13 protein-coding genes and 1 pseudogene are annotated in these 16549 nt (G+C 74.5%); 10 read left to right on the top strand and 4 right to left on the bottom strand.

Features of this window, described 5'->3' with window-relative positions; genetic code table 11:
* The first annotated feature begins 174 nt into the window (after positions 1-174).
* The 4 genes and pseudogenes from egtA to egtD all read left to right on the top strand — a co-directional run bounded on the left by egtA (position 175) and on the right by egtD (position 4907).
* Positions 175-1461, top strand: coding sequence for an ergothioneine biosynthesis glutamate--cysteine ligase EgtA (egtA, locus tag AC3CHW_RS33195; protein ID WP_398609528.1), 1287 nt, complete (start codon positions 175-177; stop codon positions 1459-1461).
* Positions 1458-2837: an ergothioneine biosynthesis protein EgtB gene (egtB, locus tag AC3CHW_RS33190; protein WP_488468953.1), complete on the top strand. Its 1380-nt coding sequence runs from the start codon at positions 1458-1460 to the stop codon at positions 2835-2837. Before egtA ends, egtB begins: the two co-directional genes overlap by 4 nt.
* 40 nt (positions 2838-2877) lie before the next feature.
* A pseudogene (gene egtC / locus AC3CHW_RS33185) lies at positions 2878-3699 on the top strand (ergothioneine biosynthesis protein EgtC); the annotation flags it as partial.
* Positions 3700-3938: 239 nt separating this feature from the next.
* Positions 3939-4907, top strand: a complete 969-nt coding sequence (gene egtD, locus AC3CHW_RS33180; RefSeq protein WP_488468952.1) for an L-histidine N(alpha)-methyltransferase — start codon at positions 3939-3941, stop codon at positions 4905-4907.
* Positions 4908-5012: 105 nt separating this feature from the next.
* Here the strand turns inward: egtD and AC3CHW_RS33175 are convergent, their stop codons facing one another.
* Together AC3CHW_RS33175 and AC3CHW_RS33170 are read right to left on the bottom strand one after the other, a co-directional pair.
* Positions 5013-5873 carry a metallophosphoesterase family protein gene (locus AC3CHW_RS33175; RefSeq protein ID WP_488468951.1) on the bottom strand — a complete coding sequence of 287 codons (861 nt, stop codon included), beginning with the start codon at positions 5871-5873 and terminating at the stop codon, positions 5013-5015.
* A gap of 210 nt (positions 5874-6083) precedes the next feature.
* Positions 6084-6824 (bottom strand): DedA family protein, encoded by a 741-nt coding sequence (locus tag AC3CHW_RS33170; protein ID WP_488468950.1) that lies wholly within the window; start codon positions 6822-6824, stop codon positions 6084-6086.
* 363 nt (positions 6825-7187) lie between these two features.
* Here AC3CHW_RS33170 and AC3CHW_RS33165 point away from each other — a divergent pair, with 363 nt between their 5' ends.
* Together AC3CHW_RS33165 and AC3CHW_RS33160 are read left to right on the top strand one after the other, a co-directional pair.
* On the top strand, positions 7188-7649 hold the full coding sequence (locus AC3CHW_RS33165; RefSeq protein WP_187088360.1) for a universal stress protein: 462 nt from the start codon (positions 7188-7190) through the stop codon (positions 7647-7649).
* A gap of 182 nt (positions 7650-7831) precedes the next feature.
* Positions 7832-8050, top strand: coding sequence for a dodecin (locus AC3CHW_RS33160; protein ID WP_176160117.1), 219 nt, complete (start codon positions 7832-7834; stop codon positions 8048-8050).
* A gap of 66 nt (positions 8051-8116) precedes the next feature.
* On the opposite strand, the gene AC3CHW_RS33155 is transcribed toward AC3CHW_RS33160, so the two are convergent.
* A complete protein-coding gene (locus AC3CHW_RS33155; RefSeq protein ID WP_488468949.1) occupies positions 8117-9160 on the bottom strand; it encodes a phosphatidylinositol-specific phospholipase C domain-containing protein in 1044 nt (347 codons plus the stop codon).
* A gap of 219 nt (positions 9161-9379) precedes the next feature.
* Between AC3CHW_RS33155 and AC3CHW_RS33150 the strand changes: the two genes are divergently transcribed.
* Positions 9380-9916 (top strand): DUF2165 domain-containing protein, encoded by a 537-nt coding sequence (locus AC3CHW_RS33150; RefSeq protein ID WP_398609534.1) that lies wholly within the window; start codon positions 9380-9382, stop codon positions 9914-9916.
* 300 nt (positions 9917-10216) lie between these two features.
* A complete protein-coding gene (locus AC3CHW_RS33145; RefSeq protein ID WP_466296566.1) occupies positions 10217-10417 on the top strand; it encodes a hypothetical protein in 201 nt (66 codons plus the stop codon).
* 25 nt (positions 10418-10442) lie between these two features.
* Here the strand turns inward: AC3CHW_RS33145 and AC3CHW_RS33140 are convergent, their stop codons facing one another.
* Positions 10443-13664: a cytochrome P450 gene (locus AC3CHW_RS33140; protein ID WP_488468948.1), complete on the bottom strand. Its 3222-nt coding sequence runs from the start codon at positions 13662-13664 to the stop codon at positions 10443-10445.
* Positions 13665-13770: 106 nt separating this feature from the next.
* Between AC3CHW_RS33140 and AC3CHW_RS33135 the strand changes: the two genes are divergently transcribed.
* The gene (locus tag AC3CHW_RS33135) at positions 13771-14478 is read left to right on the top strand and encodes a PAS domain-containing protein (RefSeq protein WP_488468947.1); all 708 of its coding nucleotides are present in this window, start codon (positions 13771-13773) and stop codon (positions 14476-14478) included.
* Between the two features lie 472 nt (positions 14479-14950).
* Entirely contained in the window at positions 14951-16447 is a 1497-nt protein-coding gene (locus AC3CHW_RS33130) for an amino acid permease (protein WP_488468946.1), read from the top strand.
* The last annotated feature ends 102 nt before the right edge of the window (positions 16448-16549 follow it).

The following is a 16549-nucleotide window of genomic DNA, read 5'->3' as shown; positions in this document are numbered from 1 at the left end:
TCGCGAGAGGTTTCGCGGCCACGACCGTACGATGAGCTGTGGTGCTCGCACCGCGGGTCGGGAAGTGTCAGACGCCCCCTTGAGCGCGTGCGTCGCGTGGCTTTAGGTGGTGTGGGGGCGACAAGCCCTCACACCGAGCCGGACCCGCGGGTCCGGCGGACGGGAGGCCCTGGCATGCCCGAACAACTACGACCGTCGAGAGCGCAGACGGTCACCGAGGACGAGGTCGAAGCACTCGTCCACGGCATCTGTTTCAAGACCGGACCACCCACTCGACTGGGCGTCGAACTCGAATGGGTACTGCACGACCTGCACGACCCCGCACAACCGCTGCACCCGGCCCGGCTGACGGCCGTGACCGAGGGGCTGCGGACCCTGCCGCTGAGATCGGCTCTCACCTTCGAGCCCGGCGGCCAACTCGAACTCAGCTCCCGCCCGGCCTCCTCGCTCACCTCCTGCGTCCAGGAGATGGCGGAGGACCTGAGCGCGGTCAGAGCCTTCCTCACCCCGATGGGACTCGGCATAGCGGGCCACGGCCACGACCCGTGGCGTCCGCCCCGCCGGCTGCTGAACCTGCCCCGCTACCACGCGATGGAGAGCTATCTCGATCGCTGGGGCCCGGCGGGCCGCACCATGATGTGCCGGTCGGCCTCCGTGCAGGTCTGCCTGGACGCGGGCCACGAGGAGCCGGGGCCGCTCGGGTACGGGCGGCGGTGGCGGCTCGCGCACCTGCTCGGCGCGGTGCTGGTGGCCGCGTTCGCGAACTCCCCCCTCGACCAGGGCCGGCCCACCGGCTGGCGTTCCACCCGGCAGGCCGCGTGGGCGGCGATGGACCCGGGGCGTACCCAGGCGCCCGCCACGGACGCGGAGCCGCGCGCCGCCTGGACGGCCTACGTGCTCCAGGCCCCGGTGATGTGCATCCGGGGCACGGACGGCGGGACGGGCCCGTGGGAGGTGCCGGTGGACGAGTTGCGGCTGCGCGACTGGGTCCGGGACGGTCGGCCCCGGCCGCCGAGCCTGGAGGACGTCACGTACCACATCTCGACGCTCTTTCCGCCGGTCCGCCCGCGCGGTCACCTGGAGCTGCGCATGATCGACGCGCAGCCCGGCGCGGACGGCTGGATGGTGCCGTTGGCCGTGACGGCGGCCCTGTTCGACGATCCGGCCGCGGCCGAGGCCGCCTACCGCGCGGTCAAGCCACTCGGCGACACGGCCGGTCTGGCTCCCGCGCCCCGCAACCCGCTGTGGGAGCGGGCCGCCCAGCACGGGCTGACCGATCCGGAGCTACACGCCGCCGCCGTGGCCTGCTTCGCCGCGGCCGAGGAGGCGCTGCCCCGGATCGGCGCGACGCCCGAGGTGTGTGCCGCCGTCGCCGAGTTCCGCGCCCGCTACGTCGCCCGGGGTCGATGTCCCGCCGACGATCTGCTCGACTCCCTCTCCGGGAAGGAAGGCCGCTCATGACCCGCATCCAACCGGGGTCCGGGACGTTCGCCGCGTCCGCCGCGTCCGCCGAGCCCACGCACGACCCGGAGCTGCTCAGGGCGCGCGCCCTGGGCGCGCTGACCACCGCGCGTGAGCGCACCGCGCTGCTGACCAGTTGCGTGGCGGACGAGGAGCTGACCGCCCAGCACTCGCCGCTGATGTCGCCGCTGGTGTGGGACCTGGCCCACATCGGCAACCAGGAGGAACAGTGGCTGCTGCGCACCGTGGCCGGGCGGGAGGCGCTGCGGCCGGAGATCGACTCGGTCTATGACGCGTTCGAGCACCCGCGCTCCGAGCGCCCCACGTTGCCGCTGCTCTCGCCGGTCGAGGCCCGTGGCTACGCCGCCGACGTGCGCGGCCGGGTCCTGGACGTGCTGGAGCGGGCGCCGCTGCACGGCGGGCCGCTGGTCGACGCCGCGTTCGCGTTCGGGATGATCGCCCAGCACGAGCAGCAGCACGATGAGACGATGCTCATCACCCACCAGCTGCGGCGTGGTTCCGCCGCGCTCACGGCCCCCGAGCCGCCGCGCGCGCCGGCCGACGCCGCCGCCCTGCCCGCCGACGTGCTGGTGCCCGGTGGCGAGTTCACCATGGGCACCTCGGCCGAGCCGTGGGCGCTGGACAACGAGCGCCCGGCGCACCGCAGGGAACTGGCCGCCTTCCGCATCGACACGGTTCCGGTGAGCAACGGGGCGTACCTGCGGTTCATCGAGGACGGCGGTTACGACGAGGCCCGCTGGTGGCACCCGCGAGGCTGGGAGCTGGTGCGCGAGCACGGGTTGACCGCGCCGCTGTTCTGGCGCCGTGACGGCGCCACCTGGCTGCGGCGCCGGTTCGGCGTCGTCGAGCCGGTGCCGGTGGACGAGCCGGTGGTGCACGTGTGTTGGTACGAGGCGGACGCCTACGCCCGCTGGGCCGGGCGGCGGCTGCCCACCGAGGCCGAGTGGGAGATGGCGGCCCGTTTCGACCCGGCCACCGGCCGCTCCCGCCGCTACCCGTGGGGGGACGCGGACCCCACGCCCGAGCACGCCAACCTCGGCCAGCGGCACCTGTCCCCGGCGCCGGTCGGCGGCTACCCGCTGGGTGCCTCCGCGCTGGGCGTGCGACAGCTCATCGGGGACGTGTGGGAGTGGACGGCCAGCGACTTCCTGCCCTACCCCGGCTTCGTGGCGTTCCCGTACCGGGAGTACTCGGAGGTGTTCTTCGGGGACGCGCACAAGGTGCTGCGCGGCGGCTCGTTCGCCGTGGACGCGGTGGCCTGCCGGGGCACGTTCCGCAACTGGGACCTGCCCGTGCGGCGGCAGATCTTCGCCGGCTTCCGCACCGCCCGCGACGCGCGACCGGAGCAGCGGTGACCGGGGCCCGGGAGAGCCGGGGCGGGGAGGTGGGGCGCTGATGTGTCGTCATCTGGCCTACCTCGGGGACGAGGTGTCGATCGGCACGCTCCTCACCCAGCCGGCGCACTCCCTGGTGCGGCAGTCGTGGGAGCCGCGCCGACAGCGGCACGGGACGGTCAACGCGGACGGCTTCGGCGTCGGCTGGTACGCGGCCGGGGACCCGGTGCCCGCCCGCTACCGCAGGTCCGGGCCGATCTGGGCGGACCCGTCGTTCGCGGACCTGGCCCGGGTGGTGCGCACCACGTCGCTGCTGGGCGCCGTGCGGGACGCGACCGAACCGGGGGCGGACGGGGAGGCCGCCGCCGCGCCGTTCGGCGGCGGGCCGTGGTTGTTCAGCCACAACGGGTCCGTACGGGGCTGGCCCGGGTCGGTGGCCCATCTGGTGGGCATGCTGGAGCCGGAGGCGCTGCTCGGCATGGAGGCGCGCAACGACGCGGCGTTCGTGTGGGCGCTGGCGCTGCGCCGGCTGCGCGCGGGCACGCCGCTCGGCCAGTCGCTGGCCGAGACGGTCGTGGCGCTGGACGCGGCGGCACCCGGTTCGCGGCTGAACCTGTTGTTGACCGACGGGGCCACCATCGCCGCCACCACCTGGGGCGATTCGCTGTGGTACCGCACCGGGTCGGCGCCGGCCGGCGCCGGTACCGCCGGCCCGGCCGGGGGGCGTTCCGGTCAGCGGGCGCCGGACCTTCGCGAGCTGGCGTCGGGCGGTGCGGTGGTCGTGGCGTCGGAGCCGTACGACGACGATCCGCGCTGGGTCGAGGTGCCCGACCGGACCCTGGTGACGGCCACCCGGTCCGGCGTCCGGCTCACCCCGATCGAGCACCGGGCGGCCCCCGGTGGCCCCCCGGGCTCGGACGGTGGTGCGCTCGCCACCGTGTCGGGGGCTCCGCCCGGGCCGGGGCCCGACGCGCCCCACCGGTCGCCGTCCGCTCCCCCGCCGCCGGCGCGGCCCACGGCCCGCGGGGCCGACCGGCCCCAGCCGGTCGCGCCCGGCACCGGTCACGCGCCGCACGCCGCCCCGCCCCAGCACCTGTCGCCGCAGCACAAGGAGTCGTCACCGTGAGCCCGTTCGCCCTCACCCGCACGCTGCCCGACGACGCGACGGCCGCGGCGCTGCGCGCCGACGTCTTCGCCGGGCTGACCGCCGAGTCCAAGTGGCTGCCGCCGAAGTGGTTCTACGACGCGCGCGGCAGCGAGCTGTTCGAGGAGATCACCCAACTGCCCGAGTACTACCCCACCCGCGCCGAGCGGGAGATCCTGGCCGCGCGGGCTCCCGCGATCGCCGCCGCCACCGGCGCCCGCACGCTGGTGGAGCTGGGCTCCGGCTCGTCCGAGAAGACCCGGCTGCTCCTCGACGCGCTGCCCGACCTCGCGGCGTACGTTCCCGTGGACGTGAGCGGCAGCGCCCTGGAGCTGGCCGGGAACGCCCTGCTGGCCGAGCGGCCCGGGCTGACCGTGCACGCCCTGGTCGCCGACTTCCAGCAGAGTCTGGCCCTGCCGACGACGCCGGGGCCACGGCTGGTGGTCTTCCTCGGGGGCACGATCGGCAATCTGCTGCCCGCCGAGCGGGCCGGGTTCCTCGCCGCCGTGCGCGCGCTGTTGGCGCCCGGCGACGCGCTGCTGCTCGGCACCGACCTGGTCAAGGAGGAGGAGACGCTACTGGCGGCGTACGACGACGCGGCGGGCGTGACCGCCGAGTTCAACAAGAACGTGCTGTCGGTGCTCAACCGCGAGCTGGGGGCCGACTTCGACCCCGCCGACTTCACGCACGTCGCGCACTGGGACCGGGAGCGCGAGTGGATCGAGATGCGCTTGCGGGCCACGTCGGCGCTGACCGTGAAGATTCCCGCGCTCGACCTGGCCGTGTCCTTCGCGGCCGGCGAGGAGTTGCGGACGGAGGTCTCCGCGAAGTTCCGCCGCGCCGGGGTCGCCGCAGAGTTGTCCACGGCGGGGCTCGGCCTGCGGCACTGGTGGACGGACGACGCCGAGCGGTTCGCGCTGTCGCTCGCCACGCCGGTGGCGCCGTGACCGGCTGACCGTCTCCCGCGAGCGCGCTGGCCGCCGGGCTCCCGCCCGGCGGCCAGTGCCGCGCGCCCGCCGGCGGCGGGCGCGTCCTCGCTCAGCTCCGGTCGGTCAGCTCCGCTCAGTCGCGACCCGGGGCAGCACCGGGCGCAGCAGGTTGTCGGGCAGGCCGCGCCGGCGCCACTCGCGCGGGTAGCCGAGCGATACCTCCTCGAACCGCACGCCGTCCTCGGTGGTCACGCGCGGGATGTGCAGGTGCCCGTAGATGACGGCGGCGGCGTTGAAGCGCCGGTGCCAGTCGGCGGTGAGCTGGGTGCCGCACCACAGGGCGAAGTCCGGGTAGTACAGGACTTCGGTGGGCAGCCGGGTGAGCGGCCAGTGGTTGATGAGCACGGGCGGAGCGGCCGGGTCGATCTCGGCCAGCCGCCGCTCGGTCTCGGCCACCCGTGCCCGGGACCAGTCCTCCTTGGTCGGGTACGGGTCCGGGTGCAGGAAGTGTTCGTCGGTGCAGACCACGCCGCTCTCGTAGGCGGCGGCCAGCGCCTCTTCCTGGGTGTGCCGGGGGTTGGCCCGGAAGGTGTAGTCGTACAGCGTGAAGACCGGGGCGATGGTCAGCGGGCCCGCGGCGCCCTCCCAGACCAGGAACGGGTCCTCGGGGGTGGCGACGCCCAGCGAGCGGCACATCTCGACCAGCGCGTCGTAGCGGGCGACGCCGCGCAGCTCCACCGGGTCCTTGGGGTGGGTCCACAGCTCGTGGTTGCCCGGCACCCAGATGACCTTGGCGAACTGCTCGCTGAGCTGCCGCAGGGTGCGCTCGATGTCGCCGAACACCTCGCCGACGTCGCCCGCGACGATGAGCCAGTCATCGTCCGAGCCGGGGCGCAGCTTCTCGCTGATGGCGCGGTTGTCCTCGTAGCTGACGTGCAGGTCGCTGATGGCGAGGAGGTCGCCCCGGTGCGCGCCGCCCGTCATCGGGGCGACACCACGGTCGCGGCGGCCCGCACCCTGGGACAGGGCCGGCCGGTGACCTCGGCCGCGTGCTGTATGTCTACGCCGTCTTCGACGGACGTGCCGCGCATTCGTTTCTCCCGTTCTCGCCACACCGTGCTCTAGCGGGGCCGTTCAGCAGGCCGTTCCCCAAGAGGATCGCATAGTGCGGGAGTTAGCGGCGAGCGAGGAGGGTCACGGTCGGCGCGGGGGTGAGCCCTGTTCACCGGGGTCGCCGTCGGGCCCGGACGGGCCGCCGGGGCCGGCCCCGTGGCGGGCCCGGAGTTGGATGAGGGCGCTGCCGAGGGCCACCAGGAGGGAGATCCCGCAGCCGATGGCGATGGCCTGGAGTTCGCCGCGGGCCGCCGCACTGCCCAGGTAGCCGAGGCCGACCGAGTAGAGCGCCCAGATGGACTCGGCGATTCCGGCGCCGATCAGGTAGCGGTACAGCGGGTAGCCGACGGCGCCGGCGCCGAGCGCGCCGACCAGCCGGCCGCTGGGCAGGAAGCGCACGGCGATGACGAACGGCACCCCGTGTCGCTGTATCCGGCTGGCCGACCATCCAAGGAGCGCCTTGCGCCGGGGCGTGCGGGCGGCCCAGTGACTGACCCGGTCCCTGAACCGGCCGCCGAACCAGTGCAGCAGCCCGTCGCCCAGCAGGGCGCTGCCGGCGACGACGCAGAGCACCAGCGCGATGTCGAGGCTGCCGCGCGCGGCGAGCACCCCGCTGGTGACCAGCAGGGCCGAGTTGGGCACCAGCGGCGGCAGGGTGGTGATGACCAGCAGCGCGTAGGCCCAGGCCGCGCCGTGCGTGAGCTCCTGCTCCAGGCCACCGGCCAGGGCCGGCCAGGCGGCCACCGTGGTGGCGTACGGGACGTCGGGGCCGACGAGGCCCACCAGGGGTGTCAGGGAGTGGGCCAGTGGTGCGGTGTCCATGCGGCCACCTCTCGTCGGGTGCCGCGACGACAGCGGCACGCCCGTAGGGCAACGCTGACAAGAGTCGGCGCGCTGAGGCAACTCAAAATCGCGAACGAGAGCGGCATCCGCCGATCTCTCTCACGTGTTCCTGCCCCCGGGCGCCCAGCCGCAGCCCCCACCGCGCTCACGCGCCGCCTCCCCACCCTCGCGCGCCCGGCCCAGTCCGGGCGCAACGGGCACGTGCGTACGAGGCCGGCGGGCGCCGGGTGGCGGGCGTGGCATGGTGGCGGGCGTGGTCGCGGGCCTGGCCACGCCCCGCGGCTGAGCCGCACGCGCCGGCCGGCCACCGGGGGCGGCGTACCGACCGTTAACCTCACACCCGTGGTGGACAAGACTCCCGGAGAATTCGAACGCGGTACGGACGGCCCGAAGGTCATCGTGACCGGCCTCGACGGCTCGCAGTCCTCGTGGCGCGCGGTGGCGTACGCGGCGGGGCTGGCCAGGCGGCAGAACGCGCTGCTCGCCGTCGTGTACGTGCAGCCCGTGCTGCCGGCGAGCGCCGCCTTCGGGGCGCCGGTGGCCGAGACCACGGGCGAGGTCGCGGAGGAGCTCGTCGCGGAGATGCGGGAGGCCACCGAGCGGCTGCGGGGCGTCTTCGAGGTGCGCTGGGAGTTCCACACCCACGTCGGCGACCCGTACAGCGGCCTGGTCTCCGTGGCCGACCAGCTCAAGGCCGACGCGGTGGTGGTGGGCGCCTCGGAGCAGGCGGGGCACCGGATCGTGGGCTCGGTGGCGATCCGACTGGTCAAGGCCGGGCGGTGGCCGGTGACCGTCGTTCCCTGACCGGGTCGTCGACCCGGTGCTGGCGGGTTACGGGCCGCGACGGGAACGGGGTCGGCGCCCGCGAGGTCCGGCGCGCGCGGCGCCGGATGGTGCCGGGCGCGGGTCCCGGCTCGCGCCGGGCGGCCGGGTGGGGCACGGTGGTGGGGACCGAGCAGCACCCCAGTGACCGGGGAGTTACCAGCATGTCCAACCACACCTACCGGGTGACCGAGATCGTCGGCACGTCGCACGAGGGCGTGGACGCCGCGATCCGCAACGGCATCAGCCGCGCCGCGCAGACCGTGCGCAACCTCGACTGGTTCGAGGTCAAGGAGGTACGCGGGCAGATCGAGGACGGCAAGGTCGAGCACTACCAGGTCGGACTCAAGGTGGGCTTCCGCCTGGAGGAGCCGGGCGAGTAGCCGAACCGCCGCGCGGCGACACGGGCCGGGGCCGGCCGGTGGCTGGCCGCCGGCCGTGCTGTGCCGTCAGCCGCGCGGGGTGACCGTGGCCAGGACGCTCGGCAGCGGGTACCAGTCGGCGGTGGCGAAGCTCGCGTGTCGCGCGGCCAACTCGCCGACCCGGGTGCGGGCCTGCTCCTCGGTGGGGCGGGTGCCGTCGATGGCGGGCGGCACCCGGTGGGCGTCCGTCATGATCAGCAGGTAGTGGCGCCGGTCGTACCACGCGGTGTCGATGGCATCGCCCGCGTAGCCGGTCGCGTCGCCGTCGAAGAGCACGAACCACGGCCGGATGGCCGGGTCGCGGTAGCGCTCGCGCGGGTCGCCCGCCGCCGCGCCGTGCACGGCGGGGAAGGCGGCGGCGCGGCCCAGTTCGCCACGGGCGGCCAGGTCCCGCAGGTGGGTGGCGTACTCGCGGTCGGTCCACAGCGTGTCCAGCGGGTTGTTCTCCTCGACGGTGCCGGGGATCAGCTCCACGATGAACCTGCCCGCCAGCGCTCCGCGCGCGGGCCAGCCCCGGGCTTGGACCGCCTCGTCCAGGGTGGCGTGGCCCGCGGCCAGGTCGCCCGGCCGGAACAGGGCGTCGCCCAGCGTCTCACCCAGCAAGGCGTCGAGTTCGTCGGGCCCCCGGCCGCGCTTGTCGTTGAACCCGTCCTTCAGCTCGACCTTGATGAGCAGCGGGCGGTGGCCGGGGTGTGCGTCGTGCCAGGCTCGCATGTCGGCCAGACACCCCGGCAGGCTCTGGTCCCGCTTGCCGCCGCGCAGCTCGGCCGGGGAGGCCGCGCCCGCGCAGTTGTTGTCGTTGCCGAGCGGGTTGCTGTGCGAAACCCGCCATCCGGGCCCGAACGCGTTGGTCCACACGTCGAGTTCGAGCAGTCCGGCTCCGGAGTCGAGGGCGTCCGCGAAGTAGGGGAAGGCGTCCCTCTCGTACGCGTTGTGCACGCCGACCGAGGTCGTCGCCGAGTACGCGGTGTCCGCGTCGGCGCGCTCGCCCGCTCCGGCCGGGGCCGCGCCGGCGACCAGGGCCGCGAGCGCCGCGATGGTGACCGTGCTCCGCAGTGCCGTCCTGTTCATGTCCCCGCCCTCGTCGACTCCGCCCGACACGCCTGCCGTCGCGACCGCGCGCCAGCGTACGGGACGGGCCCCGTGGCCACCACGGTGGGTGTGTCCCGCCGAAGGCGGGCCGGCGGCGGGCGGCGGGGCTTCCCGGGAAGGCGAGCCCGCGTGTCGCGGGGCGGCTCACGGGCCCACACTGGGGCGGGAGTTGAAGAAGTAGACCAAGGGGAGGATTCGATGGCCATCACCACCCGGCTCCGACCGGTGCCGCTCGCGGCGACCGCGCTCACCGGGGTGACCGCGCTGTACATGACGCTGGTCGCCGTGGGAAACATCGTCGACTTCGGCACCAACCGGGAGTTCGTCCGGCACGTGCTGGCGATGGACACCACCTTCCGCGACGAGGACCTGATGGGCCGCGCGATCGAGTCGCGAGCCGTACAGGACGCTGCGTACGTGGCGATCATCGGCTGGGAGGTGGTGACGGCGCTCGTGCTGCTGTGGGCCACGGCGCTGTGGGCGGTGGGCGTGCGGCGCGGCGACGCAGAGCGCGCCCGGTGGGCGGGCACGGTCGGGTTGGTGATGGTGCTGCTGCTGTTCGGCGGGGGCTTCATGGCCATCGGCGGCGAGTGGTTCGCGATGTGGCAGTCGGCGGACTGGAACGGTCTGGACGCGGCGCTGCGCGTGGTGGTGTTGGCCGGTCTGGCCCTGCTGGTGACACACCTGCCGGCCCGGCCGCAGGAGCTGACCGACGAGGCTCGTCCGCCGCGCTGAGCGGATCCGCCGTGAGCTGGGCCGACGGCGCGGGCGCGGCCTTGCGCCGTTCGGCCCCACCCCGCGCGCACCGCGACGGCGTCGCACGCCGGTGCGGTGCGCGGCTGGTTGTCGTTCGCCGCGCACCGCGCGGCACCGCCGCTCGGCGTGGCGGGCGGGGCGCCCCCGAGCGCCCCTCGTCCGTGGTCGGTGCCGCAATCGTTCGGATGATGTCGCGCGTCCGGCCGTGACCTTGCGGCCGTTCGAGTGGATACGCAGGTCGACGCATGGTCCGATGAACAGTCAAGGCGAGGAGACGACATGAACCTCAAGCTGTCCGCCGTGGGGGCGACGCTGCTGGTGTCCGCGATGCCGGCCGGGGTGGCGCACGCCGACGAGACGCACACCGACTCACACAACGCGCCGGTCGTGGCGCTGATCTCCACCGGGCAGATCGACGACCCGATGGAGGACGTGTTGGAGCACGCGGCCATCTTCGGCCAGACCAGCGTGGTCGACTGAGCCGACCCCGGCGGGCCGGGCGGGTTCAGCCGGCGGCGTAGACGTCCTCCACGTACCGTCCTTCGGCGATCAGGGTGCCGAGCCACCGCTCGGCGTCGGCTGCCGAGCCGCCCACGTGGGCGGTGTGGACGTCGCGGAAGGCGGCGCGCACCCCCGGCGCCATCGCCCGGCCGTCGCCACACACCCGGACCCGGGCCCCGGCCGCGAGCAGCGACCAGACCTCGTTCGCCTCCGCGGCGATGCGGTGCTGGACGTAGCGGCCGTGGAGCTCGGGCCGGGTGCTGAAGGCGGGGCGCAGGGCCACCGCGCCGGCCCGCTCGGCCGCGCGCAACTCCTCGGCGTGCAGGAGGTCCGTATCGGGGGCGTCACAGCCGAGGTAGAGCAGCGCGGGGGTGCGCTGCCCGGCCGCCAGCCGGTCGGCGATGGCCGCGCGGAACGGGGCCAGGCCCGTACCCGCCGCGACCATGATCACCGGCGTCGGGTCGGTCGGGTCGAGCCGGAAGGCGTCGCGGCAGGGTTGGACGCGCGCCCACACCCGCTCCCCCGGCCGCAGCCGGTGGGCGTAGCCGGAGCCGACCCCGCCGGCCTGGCGGGAGACCATCAGGTCAGCGCTGCCCGGGTGCCCGGCCGGCGCGGAGGAGATGGAGTAGTGCCGCGGGCGCAGCGGCGGCAGCAGGTCGAGCAGGACCGGCCACGGTAGTGCGCCGCGCAGCGCGGGGTTGGCCTCCACCAGGTCGATGACGGTGCTCGGGTCGTCGGCGGGCAGGGCCGTGAGCGCCGCGCGCTCGGGCGGACAGGGATGGTGCGCGGCGAGGGCGGCGCGCTGGTCCGGGGTGGCGCGCGCGCCGAGTTCCAGGTGGTGGGTGAGGAGTTCGCGGACGGTGATCGGGCGGTCGACGGGCAGGCTGGTGCGGCCGGGGCGGGTGGCGCGGATGTCGAGGAGGGTGTCGGGGCGGGCGCCGAGGGCGCGCGCCGCGCGGTCCACGGCCTCCGGCGCGTTGGCGGGCAGCAGCGCGAGGTGGTCACCGGTGCGGTAGCCCGTACCGGCGGGCAGGTCGAGCCGCAGGAAGCGCTTGGGCTTGTGGTGGCCGGGCGCGGTCAGGTCGTGGGCCTCGGTGACGGTCATCGCGGTCAGGCCGTGGCGTTCGACCAGCGCGTCCAGCGGGCCGCCGCGCACCTCGGCGACGGTGTAGCCGGGGCGCGCCGCGGGTTCGTCCTGGCCGGTGGCCGCCGGGTCCCCGTACCGCTCCAGCAGAGCGGCGCGCAGCGCACCGGTGAACTCCCGTACGGTGTCGGCGAGTTCGCCGGAGGCGTCGGCCTCGGCGCGGGACAGCAGGCGGGTGGCGCCGAGCGCGCCCAGTCGGTCGTCGACGAGGGCGGGCACGTGCTGGTAGGTGTCGGCCCAGTTGCGGTCGCCGACGCCGAGCACGGCGTACGTCACGCTCCGCGCGGCGCCGGCCGGGGCGTCGGTGAGCCAGCCGACGAAGCGCGCCGCGTCGTCGGTGGGCTTGCCGTTGTACGAGGCCGCCACGATGACCACGGGGCGGTCGGTGGGCAGTTCGCCCGCGTACGCGTCGAGCGCGGCGACCTCGGTGGCGCAGCCGAGCGCCGTGGCCTCGTCGGCGAGGTGGTGGGCCAGCTCGCGGCAGGTGCCGTAGTTGCTGCCGTGCAGCAGCAGCGCGCCGGTGCCCTGGCGGACGCGGCGCGGCAGGCCGGCGCCGGGCTCGGGGGTGGCCGCGGCCGGTGGCTGTGCCGCGAGGGCGGTGGCGGGGGCGAACAGGGACCGGTTCGCGCGCCGGTCGGCGGCGGTGCGCGGGCGGGGGGTGAGGGTCAGGCCGTCCGGCTTCAGGGTCAGCGTCTCCTTGACGCGCAGCCGGTAGTCGGCCTGGTCGACCAGGCGGTAGCGGTGCGCGAGCAGGCCGAGCAGCATGGTCGCCTCGTGCAGCGCGAACTGCCGGCCGATGCAGGCGCGCTGCCCGGTGCCGAAGGGCTTGTACGCGTGCGGCGAGCGCTCCTGCTCCGCTTCCGGCGTGAAGCGCGTGGGGTCGAACAGCTCGACGTTGTCGCCCCAGGCCGCCGGGTCGCGGTGCAGCATGGGGATCAACACGGTGACGCGCTGGTCGGCGGCGAGTGGGTACCGGCCGCCGAGGACGGTGTCCGCGCGGGGCTGGCGGGTGAAGGCCGGCGCGGTGGGCCACAGCCGGAGCGCCTCGTTCAGCACCTGTCGGGTGAAGCGCAGCCGGCCGATGTCCTCGAAGGCCGGGTCGGGGTCGGGGTCGTCGCCCCACAGTTCGTCCACCTCGCGCTGGACCAGGCGCAGCGCGAGCGGGTCCTTGAGCAGGTGGTAGAGGGCGAAGGACAGGGCGCCGGAGGTGGTCTCGTGGCCGGCGATGAGGAAGGTGATGACCTGGTTGCGGATGTTGGCCGGGTCGAGCGGGGTCTGGTCGGCCGGGTGCCGGGCGGTGAGCATGAGGCCGAGCAGGTCGTCGGCGCCGCGCTGGCCGGCCGCCCGCGTGGAGGTGGACGCGGTGCGGGCGGCGATGACCTCGTCCACGACGGAGGCCAGGTAGTCCGTGTCCGCGCGGAACGCCTCGTCCACGGCCCGGTAGTCGCCGCCCGGGGCGCGGCCGACGGAGGCCATGCTCCACCGGAGGCAGCGCACCATGGAGTCGATGAAGGGGTGCGGGGTCTCGCGCGCGAACGAGTCGAAGTCGAAGCCGAAGCCCACCAGGCCGATCGTGTCCAGCGTCATCCGGGTCATGTCGTCGGCGACCTCGACCGGGGCGCCTGCGGCGGCGTGCCGGTCCCAGCGTTCGACGACCCGGCGTGCGACGCGGAGCATCGCCGCGTGGTAGGTCCGCATCGAGCCGTGCGCGAAGGCGGGCATGAGGATGTCGTGCGCCTTGGCCCAGTTGGGTTCGTCGTTGTACGCGGTGAACAGGCCGTCTCCCGCGAACTCGCGCACGCTGTGCAGGGTGGGTGAGATGCCCTTGGCGAAGCGCTCCTCGTCGGCGAGCTCGGCGACCAGCTCAAGGGAGGAGACGAACACCACGTCGCGGCCGTGCAGCCGGCGGCGGAAGATCGGTCCGTGGTGACGGGCCAGCTCCATGGCCTGTTGCAGGGGCGAGGGTCCGAGGCCGGTCGCCGAGATGTCCACGAGCGGGATGGTGTCGAGGGGGTGGGACGCGGCTGGCGCCGGGGGCGGGGCGCTGGGCGGCGCGGTGCTGAGCAGGTGTGTGTCGGTCATATCTCCAGCGTCGCCAGCCCGGTTGCCCGGCTACCGCGTGGTCACTACATGATTGTGCAGTGGTTTCTCACGGGCCGCACTTGCGGACGAGGCGTGGAGCGGGGCGATGGCCGAGGACGGCGCGGGTGGTGCCGGTGGTGCGCGGGGCGCGGGTGGTGCGGGTGGTGCCCGAGACGCGGGTGGTGCGGGCGGTGGGGTGGAGCGTACGGGCGGCTGGGGCAACTACTTCCTGACGCTGCTGGATCGGCTGCCGCTGCCGGTCGCGGTGTGCCGGTCCGACGGTGAGGTACTCATCGCCAACCCGGCCATGGCCAACCAGTGGGGCGAAGCCCCTGGCCGGCTCAACGGACGCAACCTCCTCGACCTGTTCCGGCCGCGGGACGGGGCGCAGTTGGAGCGGCTGGGCGAGGCGCTGCGACGTGGCTACCGGTCCCGCTACCTGGTGCGGGTGTGTTGGCGGATGGGCGGGGACGGGGCCGAGCGCGAGGGAGAGTTGAGCATCGACCCGGTGGGCGACGCCGCGCCCAACCGGCCGGCGCTGTTGGTGGTGTTGCGCGTCGGCGACGAGTGCCCCGCGCGGCCGGAGGGGGCCGAGGTGAGCCCGGTGGAGGAGCGGGTGTTGGCGCTGGCGGCCTCCGGGGCGACGACGGCGGCCATGGGCAAGGCCCTGGGCCTGACGGTCGACGGCGTCAACTACCACCTCACCCGGCTCTCCCGGCGCTGGCGGGTGCCCAACCGCACGGCGCTGGTGGCCCGGGCGTACGTCCTGGGCGTGCTGACCCCCGGGGTCTGGCCACCCGCCGCGCGCCGCTGAGCGCGGCGCCCGCCTGCACCGGTCCCCGGATGGGACCCCGGGACGGGGCGGGATCGGTGCGGATTCCGGTGCCGGGTGCCGGGTGTCGGCCGGTGATGGCGGCAGCACGGCCACCCGAGGTGGGCGCGGTGACGCCCAGGTGGCCGGCGGACGCCGATCCGTGGCCGGAGGGCGGGCAGCCGGCGACCCCCGGCGGGGTCGGGTCACGGCCCCCGGCTGCCGGTCGGGGCCGGTTCCGCTTTCCGGGCGGTGGGCGGGCCGGTGCCGGGTGGGCGGGGACGGTGGCTCGGCGCGGCGCGATCCGGTACGCGGCGAAGGGCGGGGCAGCGGCCGGGGCGCGGGGCGGCGGCGCGGGGACGGCGCGGGCCGTGGCATCCGACGGAGACGGGAAATTGCCACGGAGCGGTGTCTATCTTCCTCCCCGGCGCTGGGCCATCATGATCCGCCGTCAACTGTCGGCGGGGAGGACACCATGGCCAGACTCCGACCAGGGCACGGCGTACTGCGACGCAAACCCATCGCGACCATCGAGGAGGCCGAGGGCGCCGCGAGCGAGCAGCTCAGCCGGAGCCTGGGCCTGTGGCACCTGACGGCGATCGGCGTCGGCGGCATCATCGGTGCCGGGATCTTCACCCTGGCGGGCACCGTCGCGAACGGGACGGCCGGCCCCGCCGTGTTGATCTCGTTCCTGATCGCTGGGGTGGCGAGTGCGGCGGCGGCCTTCTCGTACGCGGAGTTCGCCGGGCTCATCCCGAAGGCGGGCTCGGCCTACACCTACGGCTACGCGGTCCTCGGCGAGCTGGTGGGGTGGCTGATCGGCTGGGACCTGTTGTTGGAATACACGGCGATCGTGGCGGTCGTGGCCATCGGCATCTCCGGCTACTTCTCCTTCCTGGTGGGAGAGATGGGGGCCGACCTGCCGAACTGGATGCTGGGCGCGCCGGGCACCGGTGACGGTCACAAGGTGGACCTGTTCGCGCTGGTCCTGTGCCTGTTCGTGGCGTACCTGCTGAACCTCGGCATCAAGAGCGCGGCCCGGTTCGAGATGGTCGTGGTGGCGCTGAAGGTGCTGGTGGTGCTGCTCGTGATCGTCGTGGGCTTCTTCCACGTCGACACCGGCAACTACTCGCCGTTCTTCCCGTACGGCGTCGGCGGGGCCTTCACCGGGGCGGCCACGGTCTTCTTCGCGGTCTTCGGCTACGACGCGATGAGCACGGCGGCCGAGGAGTCCAAGGACTCGCAGCGCCACATGCCGAAGGCGATCCTGTACTCGCTGGCCATCTCGATGGTGCTGTACGTGCTGGCCTGCCTGGTCCTGACGGGCATGCAGAACTACACGGAGGTGGACGCGGAAAGCGGCTTCTCCACGGCGTTCAAGTCCGTGGGGCTCGGCGGCATCGCGGACGTCATCGCGGTGGGCGCGATCATCGGCATCCTCACCGTGATGTTCACCTTCATGCTGGGTGTGACGCGGGTGTGGTTCTCCATGAGCCGGGACGGCCTGCTGCCGAAGTGGTTCGCCAAGACGCACCCGACGCGGCGCGTGCCGACCCGGGTGACCTGGATCGTGGGCGTCGCCTCGGCCGGGATCGCCGGCTTCGTGGAGATCGGCGAGGCGGCCGAGCTGACCAACATCGGCATCCTGCTGGCCTTCGTCGTCGTCTGCGTGGCCGTGATCGTGCTGCGCTACCGGCGCCCCGACCTGCCGCGCACCTTCCGCTGCCCCGGCATGCCGATCGTGCCGCTGATCGGCGTGGGCGCCTCCATCTGGCTCACCACCTACCTCCAGTGGCACACCTGGGTGCGCTTCGCGGCCTGGTTCGGCCTCGGCCTGGTCGTCTACTTCGCCTACTCCTACCGGCACTCGGAGCTTGCCAGATCGGCCGCGGTCGACCCGGCCGGGCCGGGACAGGGGCCCGCCGGGCCCGCCGCCGGGCCGGGGCCGGGTGGGAAGAGCAGGCGGGACTGACGGGCGTTCACCCGTACGACGGCGCGCGACCAGGGCGCCCGGCCGGAGGCGGAACTCCGGCCGGGCGCCCGCGCGCGGTCAACCACCCGGGCGCCGTTCGGC

The organism is Streptomyces sp. MGP-BFMKR1, assembly GCF_057766585.1.
Note: the sequence above shows the minus strand (reverse complement) of the source record. Positions and strands in the feature narration are given on the sequence as shown.

Coding starts and splice junctions, on each gene's coding strand:
- AC3CHW_RS33170 (WP_488468950.1), bottom strand. CDS start 6,824: ATGGACACCGCACCACTGGCCCACTCCCTGACACCCCTGGTGGGCCTC.
- AC3CHW_RS33140 (WP_488468948.1), bottom strand. CDS start 13,664: ATGACCGACACACACCTGCTCAGCACCGCGCCGCCCAGCGCCCCGCCC.
- AC3CHW_RS33155 (WP_488468949.1), bottom strand. CDS start 9,160: ATGAACAGGACGGCACTGCGGAGCACGGTCACCATCGCGGCGCTCGCG.
- AC3CHW_RS33150 (WP_398609534.1), top strand. CDS start 9,380: ATGGCCATCACCACCCGGCTCCGACCGGTGCCGCTCGCGGCGACCGCG.
- egtA (WP_398609528.1), top strand. CDS start 175: ATGCCCGAACAACTACGACCGTCGAGAGCGCAGACGGTCACCGAGGAC.
- AC3CHW_RS33160 (WP_176160117.1), top strand. CDS start 7,832: ATGTCCAACCACACCTACCGGGTGACCGAGATCGTCGGCACGTCGCAC.
- AC3CHW_RS33175 (WP_488468951.1), bottom strand. CDS start 5,873: ATGACGGGCGGCGCGCACCGGGGCGACCTCCTCGCCATCAGCGACCTG.
- AC3CHW_RS33135 (WP_488468947.1), top strand. CDS start 13,771: ATGGCCGAGGACGGCGCGGGTGGTGCCGGTGGTGCGCGGGGCGCGGGT.
- AC3CHW_RS33130 (WP_488468946.1), top strand. CDS start 14,951: ATGGCCAGACTCCGACCAGGGCACGGCGTACTGCGACGCAAACCCATC.
- AC3CHW_RS33145 (WP_466296566.1), top strand. CDS start 10,217: ATGAACCTCAAGCTGTCCGCCGTGGGGGCGACGCTGCTGGTGTCCGCG.
- egtB (WP_488468953.1), top strand. CDS start 1,458: ATGACCCGCATCCAACCGGGGTCCGGGACGTTCGCCGCGTCCGCCGCG.